At 71.8% G+C, this 21341-nt stretch carries 21 protein-coding genes; 9 read left to right on the forward strand and 12 right to left on the reverse strand.

Going from position 1 to position 21341, the window contains the following annotated elements; all coding sequences use genetic code 11:
- Positions 1-548: 548 nt before the first annotated feature.
- From DFJ66_RS21035 to DFJ66_RS21045, 3 genes are all read right to left on the reverse strand, one after another.
- The gene (locus DFJ66_RS21035) at positions 549-1199 is read right to left on the reverse strand and encodes an ABC transporter ATP-binding protein (RefSeq protein ID WP_246029837.1); all 651 of its coding nucleotides are present in this window, start codon (positions 1197-1199) and stop codon (positions 549-551) included.
- 70 nt (positions 1200-1269) lie between these two features.
- Positions 1270-2319: a peptidoglycan-binding protein gene (locus DFJ66_RS21040; RefSeq protein ID WP_121223391.1), complete on the reverse strand. Its 1050-nt coding sequence runs from the start codon at positions 2317-2319 to the stop codon at positions 1270-1272.
- Positions 2312-2833, reverse strand: coding sequence for a hypothetical protein (locus DFJ66_RS21045; protein ID WP_121223392.1), 522 nt, complete (start codon positions 2831-2833; stop codon positions 2312-2314). The genes DFJ66_RS21040 and DFJ66_RS21045 overlap by 8 nt, the downstream gene beginning before the upstream one ends.
- 88 nt (positions 2834-2921) lie before the next feature.
- Here DFJ66_RS21045 and DFJ66_RS21050 point away from each other — a divergent pair, with 88 nt between their 5' ends.
- The 5 genes from DFJ66_RS21050 to DFJ66_RS21070 all read left to right on the forward strand — a co-directional run bounded on the left by DFJ66_RS21050 (position 2922) and on the right by DFJ66_RS21070 (position 6841).
- Entirely contained in the window at positions 2922-3581 is a 660-nt protein-coding gene (locus DFJ66_RS21050; protein ID WP_121223393.1) for a response regulator transcription factor, read from the forward strand.
- A complete protein-coding gene (locus tag DFJ66_RS21055) occupies positions 3578-4711 on the forward strand; it encodes a sensor histidine kinase (protein WP_121223394.1) in 1134 nt (377 codons plus the stop codon). Before DFJ66_RS21050 ends, DFJ66_RS21055 begins: the two co-directional genes overlap by 4 nt.
- A 93-nt stretch (positions 4712-4804) precedes the next feature.
- A complete protein-coding gene (gene sepH, locus DFJ66_RS21060) occupies positions 4805-5734 on the forward strand; it encodes a septation protein SepH (RefSeq protein WP_121231497.1) in 930 nt (309 codons plus the stop codon).
- A 320-nt stretch (positions 5735-6054) separates the two neighbouring features.
- On the forward strand, positions 6055-6429 hold the full coding sequence (locus tag DFJ66_RS21065) for a hypothetical protein (RefSeq protein WP_121231499.1): 375 nt from the start codon (positions 6055-6057) through the stop codon (positions 6427-6429).
- Entirely contained in the window at positions 6422-6841 is a 420-nt protein-coding gene (locus tag DFJ66_RS21070; RefSeq protein ID WP_121223395.1) for a hypothetical protein, read from the forward strand. Before DFJ66_RS21065 ends, DFJ66_RS21070 begins: the two co-directional genes overlap by 8 nt.
- A 4-nt stretch (positions 6842-6845) precedes the next feature.
- Here the strand turns inward: DFJ66_RS21070 and DFJ66_RS21075 are convergent, their stop codons facing one another.
- On the reverse strand, positions 6846-7085 hold the full coding sequence (locus tag DFJ66_RS21075) for a hypothetical protein (protein WP_246029838.1): 240 nt from the start codon (positions 7083-7085) through the stop codon (positions 6846-6848).
- Positions 7086-7325: 240 nt separating this feature from the next.
- Here DFJ66_RS21075 and DFJ66_RS21080 point away from each other — a divergent pair, with 240 nt between their 5' ends.
- Positions 7326-9056 (forward strand): ABC transporter ATP-binding protein, encoded by a 1731-nt coding sequence (locus DFJ66_RS21080; RefSeq protein WP_246029839.1) that lies wholly within the window; start codon positions 7326-7328, stop codon positions 9054-9056.
- Positions 9053-10894: an ABC transporter ATP-binding protein gene (locus DFJ66_RS21085; RefSeq protein ID WP_121223397.1), complete on the forward strand. Its 1842-nt coding sequence runs from the start codon at positions 9053-9055 to the stop codon at positions 10892-10894. Before DFJ66_RS21080 ends, DFJ66_RS21085 begins: the two co-directional genes overlap by 4 nt.
- Here DFJ66_RS21085 and DFJ66_RS21090 read toward each other — a convergent pair.
- Positions 10891-11487, reverse strand: a complete 597-nt coding sequence (locus DFJ66_RS21090; protein WP_121223398.1) for a DUF2537 domain-containing protein — start codon at positions 11485-11487, stop codon at positions 10891-10893. The genes DFJ66_RS21085 and DFJ66_RS21090 overlap by 4 nt on opposite strands.
- A gap of 46 nt (positions 11488-11533) precedes the next feature.
- Entirely contained in the window at positions 11534-12310 is a 777-nt protein-coding gene (locus DFJ66_RS21095; RefSeq protein ID WP_246029840.1) for a TrmH family RNA methyltransferase, read from the reverse strand.
- A gap of 205 nt (positions 12311-12515) precedes the next feature.
- Between DFJ66_RS21095 and DFJ66_RS21100 the strand changes: the two genes are divergently transcribed.
- Positions 12516-14018, forward strand: coding sequence for a glutamate-cysteine ligase family protein (locus tag DFJ66_RS21100; RefSeq protein WP_121223399.1), 1503 nt, complete (start codon positions 12516-12518; stop codon positions 14016-14018).
- A gap of 287 nt (positions 14019-14305) precedes the next feature.
- On the opposite strand, the gene DFJ66_RS21105 is transcribed toward DFJ66_RS21100, so the two are convergent.
- A complete protein-coding gene (locus DFJ66_RS21105) occupies positions 14306-14716 on the reverse strand; it encodes a hypothetical protein (RefSeq protein ID WP_121223400.1) in 411 nt (136 codons plus the stop codon).
- Between the two features lie 4 nt (positions 14717-14720).
- Entirely contained in the window at positions 14721-16331 is a 1611-nt protein-coding gene (locus DFJ66_RS21110; RefSeq protein ID WP_246029841.1) for an ABC-F family ATP-binding cassette domain-containing protein, read from the reverse strand.
- Positions 16332-16433: 102 nt separating this feature from the next.
- On the opposite strand from DFJ66_RS21110, the gene DFJ66_RS21115 reads away from it, so the two are divergent.
- Positions 16434-17057, forward strand: coding sequence for a superoxide dismutase (locus tag DFJ66_RS21115; RefSeq protein WP_121223401.1), 624 nt, complete (start codon positions 16434-16436; stop codon positions 17055-17057).
- A 158-nt stretch (positions 17058-17215) separates the two neighbouring features.
- Here DFJ66_RS21115 and DFJ66_RS21120 read toward each other — a convergent pair whose 3' ends face one another.
- From DFJ66_RS21120 to DFJ66_RS21135, 4 genes are all read right to left on the reverse strand, one after another.
- The gene (locus tag DFJ66_RS21120; protein ID WP_121231507.1) at positions 17216-17989 is read right to left on the reverse strand and encodes an ABC transporter permease; all 774 of its coding nucleotides are present in this window, start codon (positions 17987-17989) and stop codon (positions 17216-17218) included.
- A gap of 7 nt (positions 17990-17996) precedes the next feature.
- Positions 17997-19244 carry an MFS transporter gene (locus tag DFJ66_RS21125; protein WP_170199564.1) on the reverse strand — a complete coding sequence of 416 codons (1248 nt, stop codon included), beginning with the start codon at positions 19242-19244 and terminating at the stop codon, positions 17997-17999.
- An 88-nt stretch (positions 19245-19332) separates the two neighbouring features.
- The gene (locus tag DFJ66_RS21130) at positions 19333-19764 is read right to left on the reverse strand and encodes a MarR family winged helix-turn-helix transcriptional regulator (protein ID WP_121223403.1); all 432 of its coding nucleotides are present in this window, start codon (positions 19762-19764) and stop codon (positions 19333-19335) included.
- Between the two features lie 50 nt (positions 19765-19814).
- Positions 19815-21287 carry an NCS2 family permease gene (locus DFJ66_RS21135; RefSeq protein WP_121231509.1) on the reverse strand — a complete coding sequence of 491 codons (1473 nt, stop codon included), beginning with the start codon at positions 21285-21287 and terminating at the stop codon, positions 19815-19817.
- Positions 21288-21341: the final 54 nt, after the last annotated feature.

The raw sequence follows: 21341 nt of genomic DNA on the forward strand, positions 1-21341 counted from the left end.
CTCCGGCAGAGCAGGGGACCTCAGCACACCCGCCCCCACCTGCGACGAAGCCGCCCGCCCCGCCGAACCCCCGACCACTCCCGGCAGCGCTGCCGGCCCCACCGAACCCGCCGAGCCCGCCGAACTCCCGGCCAGCCCCACCGAACCCGCCGAGCCCCCGGCCCGCCCCGGTGAACCTGCCGAACTCCCGGCCGGCCCCGGTGAACCCGCCGAGCCCGCCGAGCCCGCGGCCCGCCCCGGCGAAGCCGGCGGCCCCGCCGAACTCGCGGCCGGCCCCGCCGAGCCCGCAGCCCGCCCCGCCGAACTCGCGGCGGGCCCCGCCGAGCCCGCAGCCCGCCCCGCCGAACTCGCGGCGGGCCCCGCCGAGCCCACAGCCCGCCCCGCCGAGCCCACAGCCCGCCCCGCCGAGCCCACAGCCCGCCCCGCCGAGCCCGCAGCCCGTCCCGGCGAAGCCGGCGGCCCCGCCGAACTCCCGTCCGAACCCGGCACCCTCCCCGGCCTCGGCTGGTTGGTGGCCGCCCCCGTGCTCTCCGGTTGTCGTGGGTCTGTCACGCGATCACCCCGTCCCGCACTTCCACCCGGCGCGGGGCCGCGGCGGCCACGTCGCGGTCGTGGGTGATGATCACGACCGTCGTGCCGTCTCGGTTCAGCTCGCGCAGCAGCTCCAGCACCCCCTGGCCGTTGCGGCTGTCGAGGTTGCCGGTGGGCTCGTCGGCCAGCACGATCGCCGGCCGGTTGACCACCGCCCGTGCGATCGCCACCCGCTGCCGCTCGCCACCGGACAGCTCACCCGGCCGGTGGGTCGCGCGGTGCGACAACCCGACCCGTTCCAGCGCCTCCGCCGCCATCACCCGCCGTCGCTTCCGCGGCACGCCCGCGTAGAGCAGCCCGGTGGCCACGTTGTCGATCGCGGGCACCCCGTCGCTGAGGAAGAACTGCTGGAAGACGAACCCGATCCACCCGGCCCGCAGCGCGGACAGCCGCCGGTCGGACAGCGCGGACACGTCCTGGCCCCGCACCGCGACCCGGCCCGCGGTGGGGCGGTCGAGCGTGCCCATGAGCTGGAGCAGCGTCGACTTCCCCGACCCCGAGGGGCCGACGATGGCGAGCATCTCGCCGTCCTCGACGGTCAACGAGACGTCCCGCAACGCCTGCACCCCGCCGGGGTAGGTCCGGCTGACGCGGTCGACGACGATCACGACCCGACCACCCCCGGACGCACCCCGGAGCCGGCGACCACGCCGTCGGGTGTTCGGCGACCTGTGGCTGTCATGACGTGGTCACCACCTTCAGGCCCTCCGTCACGCCGTCGCCGGTGACCTCGACCTTGCCCTTGGCGAACAGGCCCGTCTTCACCGGCAGCAGGCGGCGGTCGTCGGCTGTCTCCACCGCGTAGCCGCCCTCCGCGAGGGCCAGCAGGGCGCCGACCGGCACGGTGAGGACGTTCTCCCGCCGACCCACCGTGAACAGCACCCCGGCGGACGCCGTGTCGACGCCCTCGGCCGCCTTCGGGTCGTCCAGCGCGATGGTCACCGTCACCTTCGGTTTCTCGGTCGGGTTGCCCGACGAGGGCGACGGCGTCACCGATGTGATCGTGCCGGTGGTCGGCTTGCCGCCGGTGATCTCCACCTCGACCTTGTCCCCGGTCTTGGCGAAGCGCTGCTTGGCCTTCTCCAGCTCGACCGTCACCGCCCGGTCCGTGCCCGTGACCTTCATCAGGTCACCGGCACCCGGCGCACCGAGCTGCGCGCTCACCGACGACACCCGCACGGCACCCGGCTGCACCACCACGTCGCCGGACCCCACCTCGCCCGTCTGCTCCAACCCGTTGGCCTTCTGCCACTTCTTCACCGCCGCGGCCGTGGCCGACGTGTACTTCTCGTCCGGTGTGCCGAAGTCGGTGAACCCCAGCGCCGCGAGGTTCTCCTCCACCACCTTCACGTCCGGCCCGTTGTCCACGCCCGCCGACAGGTCCCGGTACAGCGGCAACCCGCCGTAGAACAGCGGCACCGGCTTGGCGTCGACCGAGTACACCGCCTCGCCGCGCTCCAGCACCTCACCCGCCGCCGGCAGCCCCGTGACGGTCCCGGGTCTGCGGCCCGCCAGCGGGTGCTCCGCGCCGTACCCGACCGTGCCGGTGACGGTCTGCTGGTCGGCCAGCGTGGTGCGCTGGACCTCCACCGTCTTCGCGGGCTCGCCCCGCTCGGGCTCCGCGCCGGCCCGGTCCGCCGACACCCGGGTCAGCGCCACCGCCGTCCCGGTGCCCAGCACCGCCACGGCCACCACGCCCGCGAGCAACCACCTCCCCCGCTCAGCCATCAGCCCTCGACACCTTCCCGCCCTTGCCGAAACCGCATTCCTCCAGCGCTTTCTGCGTCTTCTCCGTGTCGTCGCCGAAGGGCAACGAGATGCCGCCGCCGTTCTCGAAGTCCGGATCGGGCACGTCGATGCCCTTTTCGCGCAGGCACTTGATCTCCTCGCGCATCCGGTCCATCTCCTCCGGTGTCGGCTTGCGCATCTCCCCGCCGTTGGGCAGGTACTGCTTGCACGCCGCCTCCGCCGCCTTCATCTCCTCCACCCCGGGCCCGCCCTCGACCCGCATCGAGATGCCGCCGTCGCCGTCGACCTCGGGATCCGGCATGTCCACGCCGTGTTCCCGCATGCACTTGGCGAACTCGCGCACCTTGTCCTCGTCCCGCGCGCCGTCCTGGGGCGCGGCCGACGAACTGCTCGTCGGGCCGCCGGAGATCGACGCCACGCCCTCGTCCCGCGGGGCGGTGCCGCAGCCCGCCAGCAGGAGCACTCCCAGCACCAGCCAGATCGGTTTTCGCATGATCCGATTTGTACGGACCGGGCGATCTCGGCCCGATAAGCGAAATCGCTTATCGGCTGCTTATGTCCGGTACCGCACACTTGCCGCCATGCGGGTTCTGGTGGTCGAGGACGAGGAGTTGTTGGCGAACACCATCGCCGAGGGGTTGCGCCGGGTCTCGATGGCGGTGGACGTCTGCTACGACGGAGGGGAGGCGCTGGAACGGGTGGGTGTGCACGACTACGACGTGGTCGTGCTGGACCGCGACCTGCCGGTCGCGCATGGGGACGAGGTGTGCGCGGCCGTGCTGGAGGCGGGTGGCGAGGCGAAGGTGCTGATGCTGACGGCGGCGGCGCAGGTGGAGGACCGCGTGGAGGGGCTGGGCCTCGGCGCGGACGACTACCTGACCAAGCCGTTCGCGTTCGCCGAGCTGGTGGCGCGGGTGCAGGCGCTGGGCCGGCGCGCGCGGCCGGCGCTGCCGCCGGTGCTGCGCCGGGCGGGGGTGGTGCTGGACGTGCCCCGGCACCAGGTGTCGCGGGAGGGCCGGTTCATCCAGCTCTCGCGCAAGGAGTTCGCCGTGTTGGAGGTGCTGATGAGGGCGGAAGGGACGGTGGTGACGGCGGAGGAGCTGTTGGAGAAGGCGTGGGACGAGTACGCGGACCCGTTCACCAACGCGGTGCGGGTGGCGGTGATGACCCTGCGGCGCAAGCTCGGTGAGCCGGGCGTGATCGAGACGGTGCCCGGCGCCGGGTACCGGTTCGGGGGGTGAGAACGCTGCGGTTGTCCGTGCGGGCGAGGCTGACCGCCTGGTACGGGGGCTTCTTCCTGCTCGCCGGCGTGGTGCTGGTGGCGCTGAACTACGTCCTGGTGAGCGCTCAGCTGCCGCAGGTGGACTCGTTCGCCATCGCGGTGGGCGGGCCTCCACTGGGACCGGCCGACCAGACGCAGGTGGTGACCACGCTGGAGGACTACCGGTCCGAGGCGCTCAACACGCTGCTGTTGCAGTCGGGCGTCGGGCTGGTGGTCACGACGGCGCTGGCCGGTCTGGTGGGCTGGGTGCTCGCGAGCCGGGTGCTGGAGCCGCTCCAGGCCATCACCGCGACCGCGCACCGGCTGGAGGTCGAGGACCTCGGGCGGCGGATCAACCTGGACGGGCCCGACGACGAGCTGAAGGAGCTGGCGGACACCTTCGACGGCATGCTGGACCGGTTGGCCACCGCGTTCGACAGCCAGAAGAGGTTCGTCGCCAACGCCTCCCACGAGCTGCGCACACCGCTGGCGATCCAGCGCACCCTCATCGAGGTGGCGCTGGCGGACGAGCACGCCTCCGACGACGTCAAGCGGCTCGGCGGTCACCTGCTGGCCACGAACGTGCGCTCGGAACGGCTCATCGACGGGTTGCTGCTGCTCGCCCGCAGCGACCGCGGCCTGGGCCGGCGCGAGCCCGTGGAGCTCGACCACCTCGTGGAGGACGCGCTCTACACGTTCCGCCACGAGCCGCAGGACATCAGCCTGGTGGCGGAACCGGTGGCCGTCCTGGGCGACGCCGTGCTGCTCACGCACCTGGTCACGAACCTGCTGCGCAATGCGTGCACCCACAACCACCAGGACGGGAACGTGGCCGTCACCGTGCGCGGGACGAACCCGGTGCTGGTGGTCGCGAACACGGGCGCGGTCATCCCGGCCGACGCCGTGCCGGGTTTGTTCGAGCCGTTCCGGCGACTCGCGGACACCCGTGGCGGCGGTGCGGGGCTCGGTCTTTCGATCGTGCGTTCGATCGCATTGGCCCATCAGGGAAATGTGACGGCGTATCCGATCGACGGCGGCGGTTTGTGCGTCGAGGTGAACCTTCCGGTAACAGACGTGCGGTCGACGGCGACATACGGCAAGATCACATGAAGATATCGGTGAACGCGGCGAGCCTCCCCCGTCAAGGAGGCGCGCCGGATTAACGTCGGCACCTGGCGAGGTGAAGTCATACGGGAGGCCATGATGCGAGCGCTGCGGGTCATCGGGCTCGAAGACGACGGCAAATCCGTCATCCTCGAGGACCCGGAACGCGGCGAGCGCTTCGTGCTGCCCGCTGACGAACGGCTGCGCGCGGCGGCGCGGGGCGACCTCACCCGACTCGGCCAGATCGAGATCGAGGTGGAGAGCCAGATGCGCCCGCGGGAGATCCAGGCGCGCATCCGCGCCGGCGAGTCCGTCGAGCAGGTCGCCGCGGCGGCGGGCATCCCGACCCACCGGGTCGAGCGGTTCGCCTACCCCGTGCTGCTGGAGCGGTCCCGGACGGCCGAGCTGGCGCAGCGGGCCCACCCGGTGCGCGAGGACGGGCCGGACGTGCAGACGCTCGGCGAGGTCGTCGCGCACTCCTTCGGCCTGCGCGGCCAGGACTACACCGACGTCAGCTGGGACTCCTGGCGCGGCGAGGACGGCCGGTGGGTCGTGCAGCTGCACTGGACGGCGGGCCGGTCGGACAACCGGGCGCACTGGGCGTTCCACCCGGGCGCGCACGGCGGCACGGTCACGGCGCTGGACGACGCGGCGGTCGAGCTGATGGACCCGAACCCGAACCGGACGCTGCGCACGGTCCGGCCGGTGACCCAGCTGGCCCGGCAGGCGCTGGAGCTGGAGAAGGCGGAACCGGAGATCCTCGTCCGCGAGGAGCCGGTGCCCACGCCGACCCCGTCCCTGCCGACTGCGGCGCTGCCCACCTCGGCGCTGCCGGCCCCGACGCCGCCCGCGCCGGAACCCGAGCCCGAGCCGGTGGCCGCCGAGGAGCCACCCGCGCCCCAGCCCGCACCGACCCCCGCGCCGGCGGCGAAGAAGGACCAGCAGCCGCCCAAGCGCGGCAAGAAGAACCACCCGATCGTGCCGTCGTGGGAGGACGTCCTGCTGGGCGTTCGCTCGAACCGCGGCTGACCGGGGCGGGTTCCTGATCGGAACGCCAGGGCCTCCGCCATGTGCGGGGGCCCTTCGGCATGAGTGGACCCGGGATGCGGCGAAGTGCGGGCGGCCGGGTGGGCGGTGCTGTGGTGCAGGCCGGGCGGTGGCGCGGGCAACACGGGGCAACGCGGGGTGGCGCGGCGGGCAGCGCGGGCCGGGCGAGGTGACGCGGCAGGCGGGTGGCGCGGGCAACGCGGGGTGGCGCGGCGGGCAGCGCGGGCCGGTCGGGGTGGCGCGGCGGGCGCGGCAGGCGGGGGGCGCGGTTGGGTGGGGTGGTGATCGGGTAACCGGTGGGCATGCTGGCGCGTGTGCTGATCGGTGCCCTGGTCGGTGCCGGGCTGGGTGGTGCGTGGTGGGGTGTTCGGGAGTTGATCGCGGCGGGGGCCGTGTGCTCCAAGGATGACTGGAACTGCCTGGCCATGGGGCTGTTCAGCATCCCGATCACGCTCGTCGTGGGAGTGCTCCTCGCCTGGGCCGTGTTCCGGGTCCTCGGGGTCGAACGGGCGTTGGGGATGGCGGCGGTGGGGATGTTCTTCGCTGCCGTGCTCACCCTGCTGACCGTGTGGGTGTCGGTGCCGGCCGGTGGGGTGCTCGCCGGTGCCCTCGGGTTCGTGCTGGCCGCGCCGGTGACAGCTCGGCACCGGGTGGGGCAGACTGCCGGCCGTGGCTGACTCGACCGTCGGTGGCTTCGCCTTCCGGGTGTTGCTGCGCGTCGTCGTGTCCGGGGTGGTCGGGGCCGTTCTGCTGGTCGTCTGGATCTGGGCGTACCGCGCGGGCTTGGTCGACCGGGTGGTCAACGAGACGTCGTTGAGCGAGTTCCTGCTGCTCGTGGTGATCGGCCTGCCGGTCGCGCTGCTGGTCAGCGCCCTGCTCGCCGGGCCCGTGCTGTGGCTGCTCAAAGTCCGCCCGGTGTGGCCGGTGGTGCTCATCGGGCCCGTCCTGCTGGGGCTCGCGCACTACTTCAAGCTCCAGGAGCGGTTCTCCTGGCTCGGGGACCGGTGGACGGTGTTGCCCATCCTGGCGGGCATCAGCTACGGGCTGGCGGGGTTGCTCACGGCGCCGGCCATGCTGAGGAAGAAGTAGCGGGTCAGTACTCGGGGATGGGGACCGAGTCCAGCAGGTTCAGGTCCCAGCCCTCGTGTTCGCACCAGTCCTCCGCCTCCACCCTGGAGACCGGGTGCGCGTGCTCGGCGCGCCCGCCGATGACGTCCCAGCCGTCGGGCGCCAGCACGTACAGCCGGCCGCCGCGCACCGCCAGCAGCCGACCGCGGGGGAACGCCATCGTCGGCTCGGTGCGCAGGTAGCGCACGTCCATCTTGACCTCCACCTAACTCGAGCCTGCATGTTCGAGGTACCGGAAAACCGGATGCTTGCGGGGGGTGACCTTCGTACCGTGGAAGTGAGCCTGAGGGGGATCACCGACGTGACCGAGTCCGCGACGTCACCACCCGACCAACGACCGGCACCGCCCGACCAGCGACCGGCACCGCCCGACCAACGACCGGCACCACCCGACCAACCACCGGCACCACCCGACGAACGACCGCGAACGACCACCTTCTCGACCGTGCGCCGGCTGTGGCCGTACTTCCGGCCCGTCCGCACCCAGATGCTGCTGAGCATGTCCGCTGCCCTGCTGGCGATGCTGTGCGGCCTGGGCATCCCGCTCATCACCCAACGCATCGTGGACGGCCCGATCGCCGCGCGCGACCTGGGAGCGCTACCGCCCATGGTCGGCCTGGTCCTGCTGCTGGGCATCGGCGAGGCCGCCCTGTTCTACGCCCGCCGCAAGTTCATCGCCCGGCCCGCCTCGGACGTCGAGGCCCGCATGCGCGCCGCCGTGTACGACCACCTCCAGCGGCTGCCGGTCTCCTTCCACGACCGCTTCCAGTCCGGCCAGCTGCTGTCCCGCGCCACCACCGACCTGAACACCGTGCGCCGGTTCGTGGCGTTCGTGTGCACGTTCCTGGTGGTCAACACCCTGGTCGTGCTGACCGGCCTGGGCATCCTGTTCTGGCTCTCGCCGGTCCTCGGCGGCATCGTCCTGGCCTGCACCCTGCCGCTGATGCTGCTGTCCTACCTGTTCGAGTCGAAGTTCAAGGTCGTGGCGCGCCGGGCGCAGGACCAGGCGGGCGACCTGACCACCGTGGTCGAGGAGTCCGTGCTGGGCATCCGGGTGCTCAAGGCGTTCGGCCGCGGTCCGCACCTGACCAGGCGGTTCCTCCGCCAGGCCCGGGAGCTGCGGGACACCGAGCTGGCCAAGGTCCGGGTGTTCGCGCTGCTCTGGGCGGTGCTGATCGTGCTGCCCGAGCTGGCCATCGCGGGGCAGCTCGCGGTCGGCGCGGTCGGCATCGCGAACGGCACGGTCACCGCGGGCACGCTGGTCGCCGCCGTCACGGTGAGCGCCTACCTGCGCTGGCCGATTGACTCGATCGGGTGGTTGCTGGCCGAGACGAACCAGACCGCGTCCGCGTCCGAGCGGTTCTTCGAGGTCATGGACGCCCCGGTCACGATCACCTCGCCCGACCGGCCCAAAACCCTCCCCGCGCAGGTCAAGGGGCACGTCCGGTTCGAGGACGTGCACTTCGCCCACGCCGACGGCGAGCGCGAGGTCCTGCGCGGGATCGACCTGGACATCCGGCCGGGCGAGACGGTCGCCCTGGTGGGTGCCACCGGATCGGGCAAGACCACGATCACCGCGCTGGTGCCGCGACTGGCCGACGTGACGAAGGGCCGCGTCACGATCGACGGCGTCGACGTGCGCGACCTGGACCTGACCGACCTGCGCCGGGTCGTCGGCACGGCGTTCGAGGAGCCCATCCTGTTCTCCGCGAGCGTCACCGAGAACGTGGCGCTCGGCGGGATCGGCGCGGACGAGCCCCGCGTCCGGGAGGCGCTGCGGGTCGCGCGGGCCGAGGAGTTCGTGGACGCCCTGCCGTGGGGCCTGGACACCCGGATCGGCGAGCAGGGCCTGTCGCTGTCCGGCGGGCAGCGGCAGCGGCTGGCACTGGCCCGCGCGGTCGTCGGGCACCCGGCGGTGCTGGTGCTGGACGACCCGCTGTCCGCGCTCGACGTGCACACCGAGGCCGAGGTCGAGGCCGCGCTGCACCGCGTGCTCAAGGGCGTGACCGCGCTGGTGGTCGCGCACCGGCCCAGCACGGTCCAGCTCGCCGACCGGGTCGCGATGCTCGTCGACGGCCGGATCGCCGCAGTGGGCACGCACCGGGAACTGTTGGCGGACAACGAGGACTACCGGTACTTGCTGTCCACTTTGGAGGACGAGGAGGTGGCGGCGTGACCACCGCGACGACGACGGTCCAGGACGAGGAGAAGTGGCGGGGCGTCGCCGCCGAGGACGTCGAGGAGCTCGACTACGCGACCGGGGCGAAGCTCCAGGCCCGGTCGCGCCGGCTGCTCGGCTCGCTGCTGCGCCCCCACACCCGGGCCGCGGTGCTGGCGCTGGCCCTGGTGGTGGCGGAGAACCTGGTCAACCTGGCCGGTCCGCTGCTGATCGCCGCCGCCATCGACCGGGGCGTGCCGGCGGCGCTGGACGGTCGGCCCACCGTGCTGGCGTGGTGCGTCGGCGGGTACGTCGCCGTGGCGCTCGCGGCGACGCTGCTGCGCTGGGCGTTCATCCGGCTGACCGGCCGCATCGGGCAGGACCTGCTGCTGGACCTGCGGGAACGGGTGTTCCGGCACGCCCAGCGGCTGTCGGTGTCCTTCCACGAGCGCTACACCTCCGGCAAGGTGATCTCGCGCCTGACCAGCGACGTCGACTCGCTGCAGGACCTGCTGGAGCAGGGCCTGGACGGCTTCTTCACGTCCATGCTGTCCGTGGTCGGCATCTCCATCGTGATGCTCACCCTCGACCCGCCGCTGGCCGCGGTCGTGCTGTTCGGGTTCCTGCCGCTGCTGGTGCTCGTCCGCTGGTTCCGCCGCCGCTCGGCGAAGGCCTACCGGGGCACCCGCGGCGCCATCGCGAAGGTCATCGTGCAGTTCGTGGAGACCATGAACGGCATCCGCGCGGTGCAGGCGTTCCGCCGCGAGAAGCGCAACGAGCACATCATGGGCGAGTTCAACGACAAGTTCCGCGACGCCAACACCGAGGCGTTCAGCGTGGTGGCGGTGTTCACCTCGCTGGTGCGGGTCATCGGCAACGTGTCGCTGGCCGTGATCCTCGCGTGGGGCGCGTGGCGGGTCGCGCAGGGCGACCTGGAACTGGGCGTGCTGGCCGCGTTCACGCTCTACGTGCGGCGCTTCTACGACCCGTTCGACGAGATCGCCATGTTCGCCACCACCTACGCCTCCGCGACCGCCGCGCTGGAGAAGATCTCCGGCGTGCTGGAGGAACGGCCGGCCGTGCCGGAGCCGGAGGACCCGGCACCGCTGCGGGACGTGCGCGGGCAGGTCGCGTTCGACGGGGTGGAGTTCCGGTACACGCCGACGACCCCCGTGGTGCTGCCCGAGTTCGACCTGCACGTGCCGGCCGGGCAGACCGTGGCGCTGGTCGGCGCGACCGGCGCGGGCAAGTCGACGCTGGCCAAGCTGGTGGCGCGGTTCTACGACCCGTCCGCGGGCGCGGTCCGGCTGGACGGCATCGACCTGCGCTCCGTCGCCGACGCCGACCTGCGGCGCGCGGTGGTCATGGTTACCCAGGAGAACTTCCTGTTCGACGGGTCGGTCGCGGACAACATCGCCTTGGGCCGGCCGTCCGCGACGCGGGAGGAGGTCGTGTCGGCGGCTCGGGCCGTGGGCGCGCACGAGTTCATCTCGGCACTGCCGGACGGGTACGACACCGACGTGCGCAAGCGCGGCGGACGGCTCTCGGCGGGCCAGCGGCAGCTCGTCGCGTTCGCGCGGGCGTTCCTGGCCGACCCGGCGGTTCTGGTGCTCGACGAGGCCACGTCCAGCCTGGACGTGCCGACCGAGCGTCTGGTGCAGCACGCGCTGGAGACGGTGCTGGCCGACCGGACGGCGTTCATCATCGCCCACCGGCTGTCCACGGTCATGATCGCGGACCGGGTGCTGGTGCTCGACGCCGGCCGGGTCGTGGAGGACGGGACGCCGGACGAGCTGATCGAGGGACGGGGCCGGTTCGCGGCCCTGGACACCGCGTGGCGGGAGTCCCTGGCCTAGAGCAGGGTCGTGATCAGCGCGAACCAGGCCAGCAACACCCCGGCCACCACGCCGTACGCGACCCAGCGCCACACCAGCACCTTGCGGGCGAGCCACACCGATGGGGCGATGCCGCCCACGACGAGGACGTTCGCCAGCAGGGCCAGCCACGAGCTGGTCTCGCCGAGGCCGAGGGACAGGGTGACGACCATGAACGTCACCACGGCCGCGGTGAACACGCTGACCGTCAGGCCGGTGCCCCAGGGGGTCTTCTCCTCCTCCCGGGGTGCCGGCTCCGGCTCCTCGACCGGTTCGCGGTCGGGTGCCTCCACCACGAACTGCTCGCCGGTCACCGGGTCGGTGTAGGCGACGGGGGTGCCCATGTCGGCGGCGAGCCGGCTCGCGAGTTGACGGCCCCGGCGGGTGACCAGCGCACCCGCCGCCCCGTTCGCGGGCGGGTCGGTGCGCACGACCGCTTCCGCCACCTTGGCCCACTCGTGCAGCGCGTCGGCGAGCCCCGCGCCCAGCGGCAGCGTGTGCGGGTCGACCTCGCGTTCGCCCGCGTCGTCGCGGCCGGCCAGCACGGCGCGCCCGTCCCGGACCCGCAGTTCCACGAATGCCCTCCTCGGCGCAAGGTGTGCTCGGGTTGAACGTAGTCGGTCAGGCGATCGCGTAGAAGGCGATCGCGGCGGCCGTGGCGACGTTCAGCGAGTCGACGCCGGAGGCCATCGGGATGCGGACGGCCAGGTCGGCGGCGGCGATCGCCTCCTCGGTCAGGCCGTGGCCCTCCGAACCCAGCATGACGGCGACGCGCTGCCCGCGCAGCCCGGCGTCCTGGAGGTTGACCGCCGACGCGCGCGGCGTGAGCGCCGCGACCCGAAACCCGTTGTGCCGCAACATGTCGAGACCACCCGCGAGATCGGGCATGGTGGCGAACGGGACGCGCAGGACGTGCCCCATCGAGACGCGCACGCTGCGCCGGTAGAGCGGGTCGCTGCACCCCGGTCCGAGCAGCACGCCGTCGATGCCCAGCGCCGCCGCGTTGCGGAACAACGAACCCAAGTTCTCGTGGTCGCCCACGCCTTCCAGCACGGCCAGCCGGGTCGAGCGCCGCGCCAGGTCCTCGGGACTGGGCTGCGGCGCGCGGTCGGCCGCCGCCAGGACACCCCGGTTCAGGTGGAACCCCACCACCTCGGCCATGACCTCGGGCGACGTCACGTACGCCGGCGCGGGCAGCTCACCCAACGCCTCGACGCGGCGACGCACGCCCAGCAGCGCGCGCACCGGGTACGGCGAGGCGAGGAGCCGTTCGACGACCACCACGCCCTCGGCGATGACCAGCCCGCGCCCACCGGGCCGGTCGGGCCGCCGGTCGGCCGTCGAGAGGTCCCGGAAGTCGTCCAGACGGGGGTCCGCCGGATCGTCGATCTCGATCACCCGGGCAGTGTCCCACTTCCCGACATGTGAACACCTCTCGTAGTCCAACGGGTCGAACCGCAACGGCTGGACCAGCACTTTCTCGCTGATTGTTACCAGTATGTGACAGAGAGCACCGATTTGGACGCTGGCGGGCGGCAGGGAGCCGTGTCACGGTTGACCTCCGCTGAGCCCGCCGGAGCAGCCCGACCGATTGGGAGGCGGCATGGGGAGCAACGTGTCCAGTCGGACGTTCACCAGGGAGGACCGCCAGCGCTACCGCGAGCGGGTGCAGCGGTGCTTGGACGCGCTGGGGACCATGTTGGCGGAGGACAGCTTCTCCTTCCCGCGCCAGCAGATGGGCCTGGAGATCGAGCTGAACCTCGTGGACGACTCGGGCCGGCCCGCGATGGCCAACGCCGAGGTCCTGGAGAAGATCGACGACCCGTCCTTCACGCTGGAGCTGGGCCAGCACAACCTGGAGGTCAACGTCCCGCCGCGGGAACTGGCGGGCGACGAGACCCTGGACCTGGAACGGGAACTGAAGCACACCCTGTCCAGCGCCGACGACAAGGCCCACGACGCCGGCACGTCCCTGGTGATGATCGGCGTGCTCCCCACGTTGCGCCACGAGCACTTCGACCGGCGCTGGCTGTCCGACAGCCCCCGCTACGCCCTGCTCAACGACCAGATCTTCGCCGCCCGCGGCGAGGAGGTCGTGCTGAACATGGAGGGCGCCCCGATGCCGGGCCGCGCGGTGCCCGAGAAGCTGATGAGCTACGCGGAATCCATCCTGCCCGAGGCCGCGTGCACGTCCGTGCAACTGCACCTGCAGGTCGCACCGGACGACTTCGCCGCGCACTGGAACGCGGCCCAGGCGTTGGCGGGCGTGCAGGTGGCGATCGCGGCGAACTCCCCGTTCCTGCTGGGGCGGGCGCTGTGGCATGAAACGCGCATCCCGCTGTTCCAGCAGGCGACCGACACCCGACCGGTGGAGCTGAAGAACCAGGGCGTGCGACCCAGGGTGTGGTTCGGGGAGCGGTGGATCACGTCGATCTTCGACCTGTTCGAGGAGAACGTCCGGTACTTCCCGGCCCTGTTGCCGGAGACCGGCGACGAGGACCCGTTGGACGTGCTGGGCGCGGGCGGGACACCGGAGCTGACGGAGCTGCGGCTGCACAACGGGACCGTGTGGCGCTGGAACCGGCCGGTGTACGACGTGGTGGACGGCGTACCGCACCTGCGCGTGGAGAACCGGGTACTGCCGGCCGGGCCAACCGTGCTGGACACGATGGCGAACGCCGCGTTCTTCTACGGCGCACAAAGGGCTTTGACGACCCTGGAACGTCCTCTGTGGACACAGATGTCGTTCGACGCGGCCGAGGAGAACCTGTACGCGGGGTCGCGGCACGGGATGGGCGCGCACCTCTACTGGCCCGGGATCGGCTGGGTGCCGCCGGACGAACTGGTGCTGCGCCGGCTGCTGCCGTTGGCACACGAGGGCCTGAAGGCGTGCGGGGTGTCCGACGAGGCCCGCGAGCGGTACCTAGGGGTGATCGAGGCACGCTGCCTGTCACGCCGAACCGGCTCCGCTTGGCAACGTGACACGGTGGCGCTGCTCGAGGAGCGCGGGGTGGAACGAGAGGTCGCGTTGAGCGCCATGCTGGCCCGGTACGTCGAGCTCATGCACAACGGCGAACCCGTACACACCTGGCCCGTAGGGCTTTAGCGCGCAGCGCGCAGCGCGGTGCAGTGGTCCCAACCACAGGTGGAGGGCCTCGGTTCCCCCGCCGTATGGCCTGCCCGAAGGGCTACCACAGATCGCCCCGGGTGCAGCCGAAAATTTTGCGAGGAACGAGCAAAAATTTCAGCGGCACCCGGGGCGATCTGTGGTTGGCTCCGCCAGGCCATACGGCGGGGGAACCGACGCCCTTCACCCCCCGCTGGCGGCCTGCCGCGCGGCGAGCGCCGCTTTTCATCTTTCGATCTTTTGCTCTTTCGCTCTTAAGAGCGCGCTCAGCGGCGACGGCCGGCCTTCAGCGGAGCCACGTCGGCACCGTCGTGGGAGCTGCGGCACTCATCCGGAGTCACGGCCTCGACCGCCAACGTCAACATGCCCTTGACCCCGGTGTAGATCGACTCTCCCCGAGACGCCAGCGACGCGTGCACCCGGTTCGAGTCGGAGAAGTCGCGCTCGTCCTTCGTCCGCTTCTTCCCGACCTCCTCCGGCTTGGTGGCGCTGCGCAGGTTGACCTCCAGCCACGCCGCCACCTCGGCGGGCGTGGTCAGGACCTCTTCCGGCGTGCGTTCCAGCCGGTCCTGGCGTGGGGAGGCGTGGTCGAGGGAGGTGTGCTCGACGTAGGCGTGCCAGTGCGTGTTGCGCAGCGACCACGTCTGTTCGATCGGCCAGTCGTCCTCCGTGCCCATGTGCTCATCTTGCCAGGGTCCGGACGTCGAGTGTGTGGTCCACCCCCACCGCGTCCGCCAGCCGCCGGTCGTGCGTGACCAGCAGCAGGGTGCCCGCGTAGCCGTCCAGGGCCTGTTCCAACTGCTCGATGGCCGGGACGTCGAGGTGGTTGGTCGGCTCGTCCAGCACCAAGCACGTCGTCCCCCGGGCCTGCAGCACGGCCAGACCCGCCCGGGTGCGCTCGCCGGGCGACAGGGAACGGGCCGGGCGCAGGACCGCGTCGGCACCCACCCGGAACTTGGCCAACAGCGTCCGGACTTCGACCCGGGGCAACCCGGTGGCCTCGGACACGACCTCCAAGGGCGTCCGCTCGGTGGCGAAGGACTCCCGCACCTGGTCCACCTCGCCGACGACGACCGTCGCGCCCTGGCTGCGGTGCCCGCTCACCAGCGGGATCCGGCCCAGCAAGGCACCCAGCAGCGTGCTCTTGCCGGAGCCGTTGGGTCCGGTGACGCGCCAACGCTCCCCCGCGCCGATGGTGAGGTCGATCGGCCCCAGGGTGACCTCCCCACGCGTGACCACGGCGTCCCGGAGGGTGAAGGCGATCTGGCTGCCGCGCCCGGCCGACGGGAGGGTCAGGCGCAGCTCCCAGGGCTCGCGTGGCTCCTCGACCTCCTCCAGGCGGGCCAGGGCACGCTCCACAGTGGACGCTTTGGCGGCCGTGTTCTCCGCGCCCTGCTTGCGGAAGGCCTTGATGTTCTTGTCGGGCTCGTCGGACTTCGCGTTCCGGCGCACGCCCGCGCGTGACCACTCGCGGACCTCGCGGGCGCGCTGGACGAGGGCGTCGCGCTTGGTCGCGTACGTCTCGTACTCCTCGCGGGCGCGGCGCTTGGCGGCGGCCTGTTCCGCCTCGTAGGCGTCCCACCCGCCGCCGAACACGGTCACCCGGTGGGTGAACTCGTCCAGTTCGGCGACGTGGGTGGTGGTCCGGGCGAGGAACTCGCGGTCGTGGCTGACCAGGACCATGCCCGCCGGGCTGGCCAGGACGTGGGACTCCAGCAGGTCCAGGCCGGCCGCGTCGAGGTCGTTGGTCGGCTCGTCGAGCAGCAGGAAGTCCGCGCGCGCCAGCAGCACCGACGCCAGCCGCAGCCGCGCCGACTGGCCGCCGGAGAGGGTCCGGTGTTCGTCGAGCAGGTCGGCGGGCAGGCCGAGCCGGTCGCACACCTCGTCGGCGCGCTCGTCGAAGTCGGCCGCGCCGATGGCGGTCCACGCGTCGAACGCCTTCGCGTACTCGTCGTCCGCGCCACGCCCGCCTTCGGCCAGCGCCTGCGCAGCGGCTTCGAACCGGCGCACGGCCTGCGCCACGCCGGTGCGGCGGGCCAGGTGCGCGCGCAGGGGCTCGCCGGGCCGGACGGTCGTCTCCTGGGTCAGGAACGCGACGCTCCCGCTCCTGGTGACGACACCCTCGTCCGGCTTGAGCTCTCCGGCGAGCACGCGCAGCAGGGTGGACTTGCCGACGCCGTTGGGCGCGCTCAGGCCTACGCGGTGACCTGGGTGGACATCGAGATCTACCTCCTGGAGCACGGTCCGCGGACCGAACGACAGCGTGACGTTCCGGGCTGCCAGTACGGACACACTCCCGATCGTCGCAGGAAGCCCGGTGATCAGCACCTCAGTTTCCGCCACCCTAGTTGCCAGTATATTGCAACTACCAGAAGGTTGCAACGAGGGGATGTCATGGCGAAGTACGTCCTGCCCGACCTGGACTACGACTACGGCGACCTGGAGCCGGCGATCATCGGGGAGATCAACGAGCTGCACCACTCCAAGCACCACCTCGCCTACGTGAAGGGCGCGAACGACACGCTGGAGCAGATCGACGAGGCCCGCGACCGGGGCACGTTCGGCTCGATCGTCGGCCTGGAGACCACGCTGGCGTTCCACCTCGCCGGGCACGCGCTGCACAAGATCTGGTGGAAGAACCTCTCCCCGAACGGTGGCGACAAGCCGACCGGCGAGCTCGCGGCGGCGATCGACGAGCACTTCGGGTCGTTCGACGGGCTGCGCGCCCAGCTGACCGCGGCGTCCTCGTCCATCCAGGGTTCGGGCTGGGGCGTCCTCGCGTGGGAGCCGGTCGGCCGGCGGCTGATCACCCAGCAGCTCAAGGACCACCACTCCAACCTGTCGATCGCCACCACGCCGCTGCTGGTGTTCGACATCTGGGAGCACGCGTACTACCTGCAGTACCGGAACCTGAAGGCGGACTACATCTCCGCGCTGTGGAACGTCGTGGACTGGGACGACGTCAACGCCCGCTTCGAGGCCGCCCGCGCCGGCGAGAACGGCCTTCAGCTCCCCTGACCCCCGCCGGCCGACGCCGGCGACCGACCCCGGTGGCGGATGCTCCGACAAGCCCCACCGCCGGACACGACGAGGCCCCGCCCCCGGCGGTACGACCGGGAGGCGGGGCCTCGTCTGTTCCCGAACTGACTGCCGCTCCCACCACGAAGCGACGAGACTTAGGTTAGCCTAACATCACCAACAACGGAAGTCCGGCGCACGAACCCCCGCGCCACCAGCTCCACGACCACCGCGATCGCCGCCGCCTCCACCGCGAGCAGCCCCACCAGCACGACCAGCTGCAACGCCCCCGCCTGCCACACCGGCGCACCACCCAGCAGCATCCCCACGAAAGCACCCGGAAGTGTGACCAGTCCCACCGTCCGGGTCTGGTCCAAGGCGGGCAGCAGCGCCTCCCCCGCCGGCCCGCGCACCAGCTCCCGGACCGCCACCGCCTCGGTGAACCCGAGCGCGAGAGCGGCCTCGAACTCGCCGTGCCGGTCCCGCAGGGTGTCCAGCGCCCGGCGCACGGACAACGTCGTCGCCGTCATCGCGCCCCCGATGAGGATGCCGCCCACCGGCACGAGCGCGATCCCTTCCACTGGCACCAGCCCGCTCGCCACCAACGCGCCGATCGCGGGCACCGTCCCGCTCAGGATCGCCACCCCGACCCACACCCCGCGCCGCCCGGTCTTCGTCCGCGCCGCCGACGTCCCCGTGGCAACGCCGGCCATCAACACCAGGAACGCCGCCGTCAACGGCAGCGACGCCAACACCCCGGTGACCACCGCCGACACCACGGCGAGCTGCACGGCCGCCCGCGCAGCGGCCGTGACCACCGGCCAAGGCGAGGCCAACCGCGCCCACCACAACACCGCCCCGGCCGCCGCCGTGAAGAACACGCAGATGACGAGCAGCCGCACCCAGTCCGTCGCGATGACCACGGAGGCCATCATCGCCTCACCCGCGGGAGCGCCGCCGCAGGCCGAGCCGGTAGGTCGGCAGGGTCAGGCCGCCCCGACGCGCCAGGACGAACCCGCCCACCAGGGCCGCCACGATGGACACCACCCCGCCGACGACCAGGGGCGCACGGGCGGTGAAGTGCTCGGCCAGCCAGCCCATCACCGGGCCGCCGAGGGGGTTGCCGCCGAGGAAGACCAGCATGTAGAGGCCCATCACCCGGCCCCGCATGGCCGGGGTCACGGCCAACTGCACGGTCGCGTTCGCCGTGGTCGTGAAGGTCATCATCGCGATGCCGACCGGGATCAGCAGGGCACCCGTCAGCCACAGCGACGGCATCAGGCCCACCGCGATCTCCAGCACGCCGAACGCCAGCGCGCCCGTGATCAGCAGCCGCAGCCGGGGCTTACCCCGTGCACTCCGCTTGGCCGCCAGAGTGGCACCCGCCAGGGTCCCGACCGCCAGCAGCGTCGAGAGCAGGCCGTACGCGTCGGCGTCTCCCCCGAACGTGTTGCGCGCCAGCACCGCCAGCGTCACGTAGAAGTTCAGCCCGAACGTGCTGATGAAGAACACCAGGAACAGCAGGATCACCAGGTCCGCGCGCTTGCGCACGTACCGCAGCCCCTCGCGCAACTGGCCCTTCTCGCGCGGCACGGGGTCGCCGCGGTGCAGCTCGGCCGGGCGCATGAGCAGCAGACCGCCGATGACCCCCACGAACGTCATGGCGTTGAGCAGGAACACCCATCCGGTGCCCACGACGATGATCAGCCCGCCCGCGATGGCCGGACCGATCATGCGGGCCAGGTTGAACGTCATCGAGTTCAGCGCGACCGCGTTGGTCAGCTGGTCGCGCCCGACCATCTCGACCACGAACGACTGCCGCACGGGCGTCTCCACCGCCGCCACCGCGCCGAGCAGGAAGCACAGCAGGTAGACGTGCCACAACTCGGCGACACCCAGGACGTCCAGCAGGCCCAGGGTCAGGGCGCACAGCCCGAGCCCGGTCTCCAGGACCAGCAGCAGCCGCCGCTTGTCCATCCGGTCCGCGAGCACACCCGCCCACAGCGACAGGAACAGCGTGGGGGCGAACTGCAGGGCCGCCGCGATCCCCAGGGCCACCGGGGACCCGTTGGACAGCTCGAGGACCAGCCAGTCCTGGGCGACGCGCTGCATCCACACGCCGACCAGCGACACGACCTGCCCGGACGCGTAGAGCCGGTAGTTGCGCACGCGCAGCGAACCGAACATGCGCGGCTTCGGCGCCGGCGGCGGGGGTAGCGCTGTCCCTCGATCGACCCGATCGGACTCGTGACCACCCGCGTACGCCGGCACCTCGTTACTGCCCCGCCATCCTGTCGATTATCTCGGCGGCGCGCGACAGCACCGCCCGTTCCTCCGGTGTCAGCTCCGCCAGCCGCTTGTCCAGCCACGCCTCGCGCGCGGACACCTCTTCGTCTATGTAGGCGAGCCCCGCCTCGGTCAGCTCCACGATGGCCTGCCGGCCGTCCGTGGGGTGCGGGCGGCGCGTGGCGAAGCCGAACTCCTCCAGCGCCGCGATCACCCGCGTCATCGACGGCGGCTGGACGCCTTCCTTGGCGGCCAGCTCGCCCGGCGTCAGCGGCCCGCACTTGTGCAGCGTGGACAGCGCGGACACCTGGGTGAGCGAGATCGCGGAGTTGACCCGCTGCGCGCGGAGCCGTCGGGTCAGCCGGACCACGGCCAGCCGCAGCCGGCTCGCCAGTCCCCGTTCCGCGTCGCTCTCCGCCACGTAGTTAGCATACCTCACGATCTCGCCCACCGTCGTGTGAACCTGCCCTCTCAGTGACCGAGAGCAGCCTGGATGGGCCCGATGGCGAAGTAGACGACGAACGCGGCGGCCACCACCCACATCAGCGGGTGGACGCTGCGCGCCCGCCCGGTCAGCGCCCGCAGCACGACGTAGCTGATGAAGCCCGCGCCGATGCCGTTGGCGATCGAGTAGGTGAACGGCATGACCACGATCGTGAGGAACGCGGGCAGCGCCACCGAGAAGTCGCCGAAGTCGATCTCCTTGACCTGCACGATCATCAGCGCACCCACGATGACCAGCGCGGGCGCCGCCGCCTCGACCGGCACGATCGAGTACAGCGGGGTCAGGAACATCGCCGCGAGGAACAGCAGCCCGGTGACCACGTTGGCCAGCCCCGTCCGCGCGCCCTCGGCGATGCCGGCCGCCGACTCGATGTAGACGGTGTTGGACGAGCTGGACGCCGCACCACCCGCGACCGCGCCCACGCCGTCGACGAACAGCGCCTTGCTCACGCCCGGCAGCTGGCCGTCCTTGCCGATCAGGCCGCCCTCCTTGCCCAGGCCGGTCATGGTGCCGACGGTGTCGAAGAAGTCGGTCAGGACCAGCGTGAACACCAGCAGGGCGGCGGTCAGCGCGGGCACCCGCGTCCACGCGCCGAACGACACGTCACCCAGCAGGGCCAGGTCCGGCAGGCCGAAGACCTCGTCGGGCACCGCCGGGTAGCCCAGGTTCCACCCGGCCGGGTTGGTGCCCTTCGACGGGCCGGCCTTGGCGATCGCCTCGACCACGATCGCGACCACCGTCGTGGCCAGCACGCCGATCAGGATCGCACCCTTGACCTTGCGCGCGACCAGGATGCCGGTCAGCACCAGACCCACCACGAACACGAACGTCGGCCAGGACGCGATGGACCCGCCGATGCCCAGTCCGACCGGGACGGTAGTGCCCGCCGCGTCCGGGATGCGCCGCACGAACCCGGCGTCCACCAGCCCGATGAAGCAGATGAACAGGCCGATGCCGACCGCGATCGCCGCCTTGAGCTCCGGCGGCACCGCGTTGAACACCGCCGTCCGCACCCCGGTGACCACGAGCAGCAGCACCACCAGCCCGTTCACCACGACCAGCCCCATCGCCTCGGGCCACGTCATCTGCGGCGCGAGCGAGACGGCCACGAACGAGTTGATGCCCAGGCCGGTCGCCAGCGCGAACGGGTAGTTGGCGACGAGTCCGAACAGGATGGTCATCACCCCCGCGACCAGCGCCGTGACCGCGGCGACCTGCGAGACCGGCAGGATCGCGCCCAGCACGTCCTTCTTGGCCGACGGGTCGTCCGCGGCGAAGCTGCCCAGGATCAGCGGGTTCAGCACGACGATGTAGGCCATGGTCACGAACGTGACCAGGCCACCGCGCACCTCCCGCCCCACCGTCGAGCCGCGTTCGGAGATCTTGAAGAAGCCGTCCAGCCCTGTCCTGGACACCTCACCGCCGGTCTTCGCGGCCATGTACGCCTCCACTGGGGTCGTCTTTGGTGCGCAGAGCGTGCCGCACCGGTGTTT

The organism is Saccharothrix variisporea (assembly GCF_003634995.1).
Taxonomy (GTDB): domain Bacteria; phylum Actinomycetota; class Actinomycetes; order Mycobacteriales; family Pseudonocardiaceae; genus Actinosynnema; species Actinosynnema variisporeum.

What these genes read in the sequence shown, in the direction of transcription:
- DFJ66_RS21040 (WP_121223391.1), bottom strand. Translation starts at nt 2,319, where the DNA reads ATGGCTGAGCGGGGGAGGTGGTTGCTCGCGGGCGTGGTGGCCGTGGCG.
- DFJ66_RS21045 (WP_121223392.1), bottom strand. Translation starts at nt 2,833, where the DNA reads ATGCGAAAACCGATCTGGCTGGTGCTGGGAGTGCTCCTGCTGGCGGGC.
- DFJ66_RS21050 (WP_121223393.1), top strand. Translation starts at nt 2,922, where the DNA reads ATGCGGGTTCTGGTGGTCGAGGACGAGGAGTTGTTGGCGAACACCATC.
- sepH (WP_121231497.1), top strand. Translation starts at nt 4,805, where the DNA reads ATGCGAGCGCTGCGGGTCATCGGGCTCGAAGACGACGGCAAATCCGTC.
- DFJ66_RS21065 (WP_121231499.1), top strand. Translation starts at nt 6,055, where the DNA reads ATGCTGGCGCGTGTGCTGATCGGTGCCCTGGTCGGTGCCGGGCTGGGT.
- DFJ66_RS21100 (WP_121223399.1), top strand. Translation starts at nt 12,516, where the DNA reads ATGGGGAGCAACGTGTCCAGTCGGACGTTCACCAGGGAGGACCGCCAG.
- DFJ66_RS21105 (WP_121223400.1), bottom strand. Translation starts at nt 14,716, where the DNA reads ATGGGCACGGAGGACGACTGGCCGATCGAACAGACGTGGTCGCTGCGC.
- DFJ66_RS21115 (WP_121223401.1), top strand. Translation starts at nt 16,434, where the DNA reads ATGGCGAAGTACGTCCTGCCCGACCTGGACTACGACTACGGCGACCTG.
- DFJ66_RS21120 (WP_121231507.1), bottom strand. Translation starts at nt 17,989, where the DNA reads ATGGCCTCCGTGGTCATCGCGACGGACTGGGTGCGGCTGCTCGTCATC.
- DFJ66_RS21125 (WP_170199564.1), bottom strand. Translation starts at nt 19,244, where the DNA reads ATGTTCGGTTCGCTGCGCGTGCGCAACTACCGGCTCTACGCGTCCGGG.
- DFJ66_RS21135 (WP_121231509.1), bottom strand. Translation starts at nt 21,287, where the DNA reads ATGGCCGCGAAGACCGGCGGTGAGGTGTCCAGGACAGGGCTGGACGGC.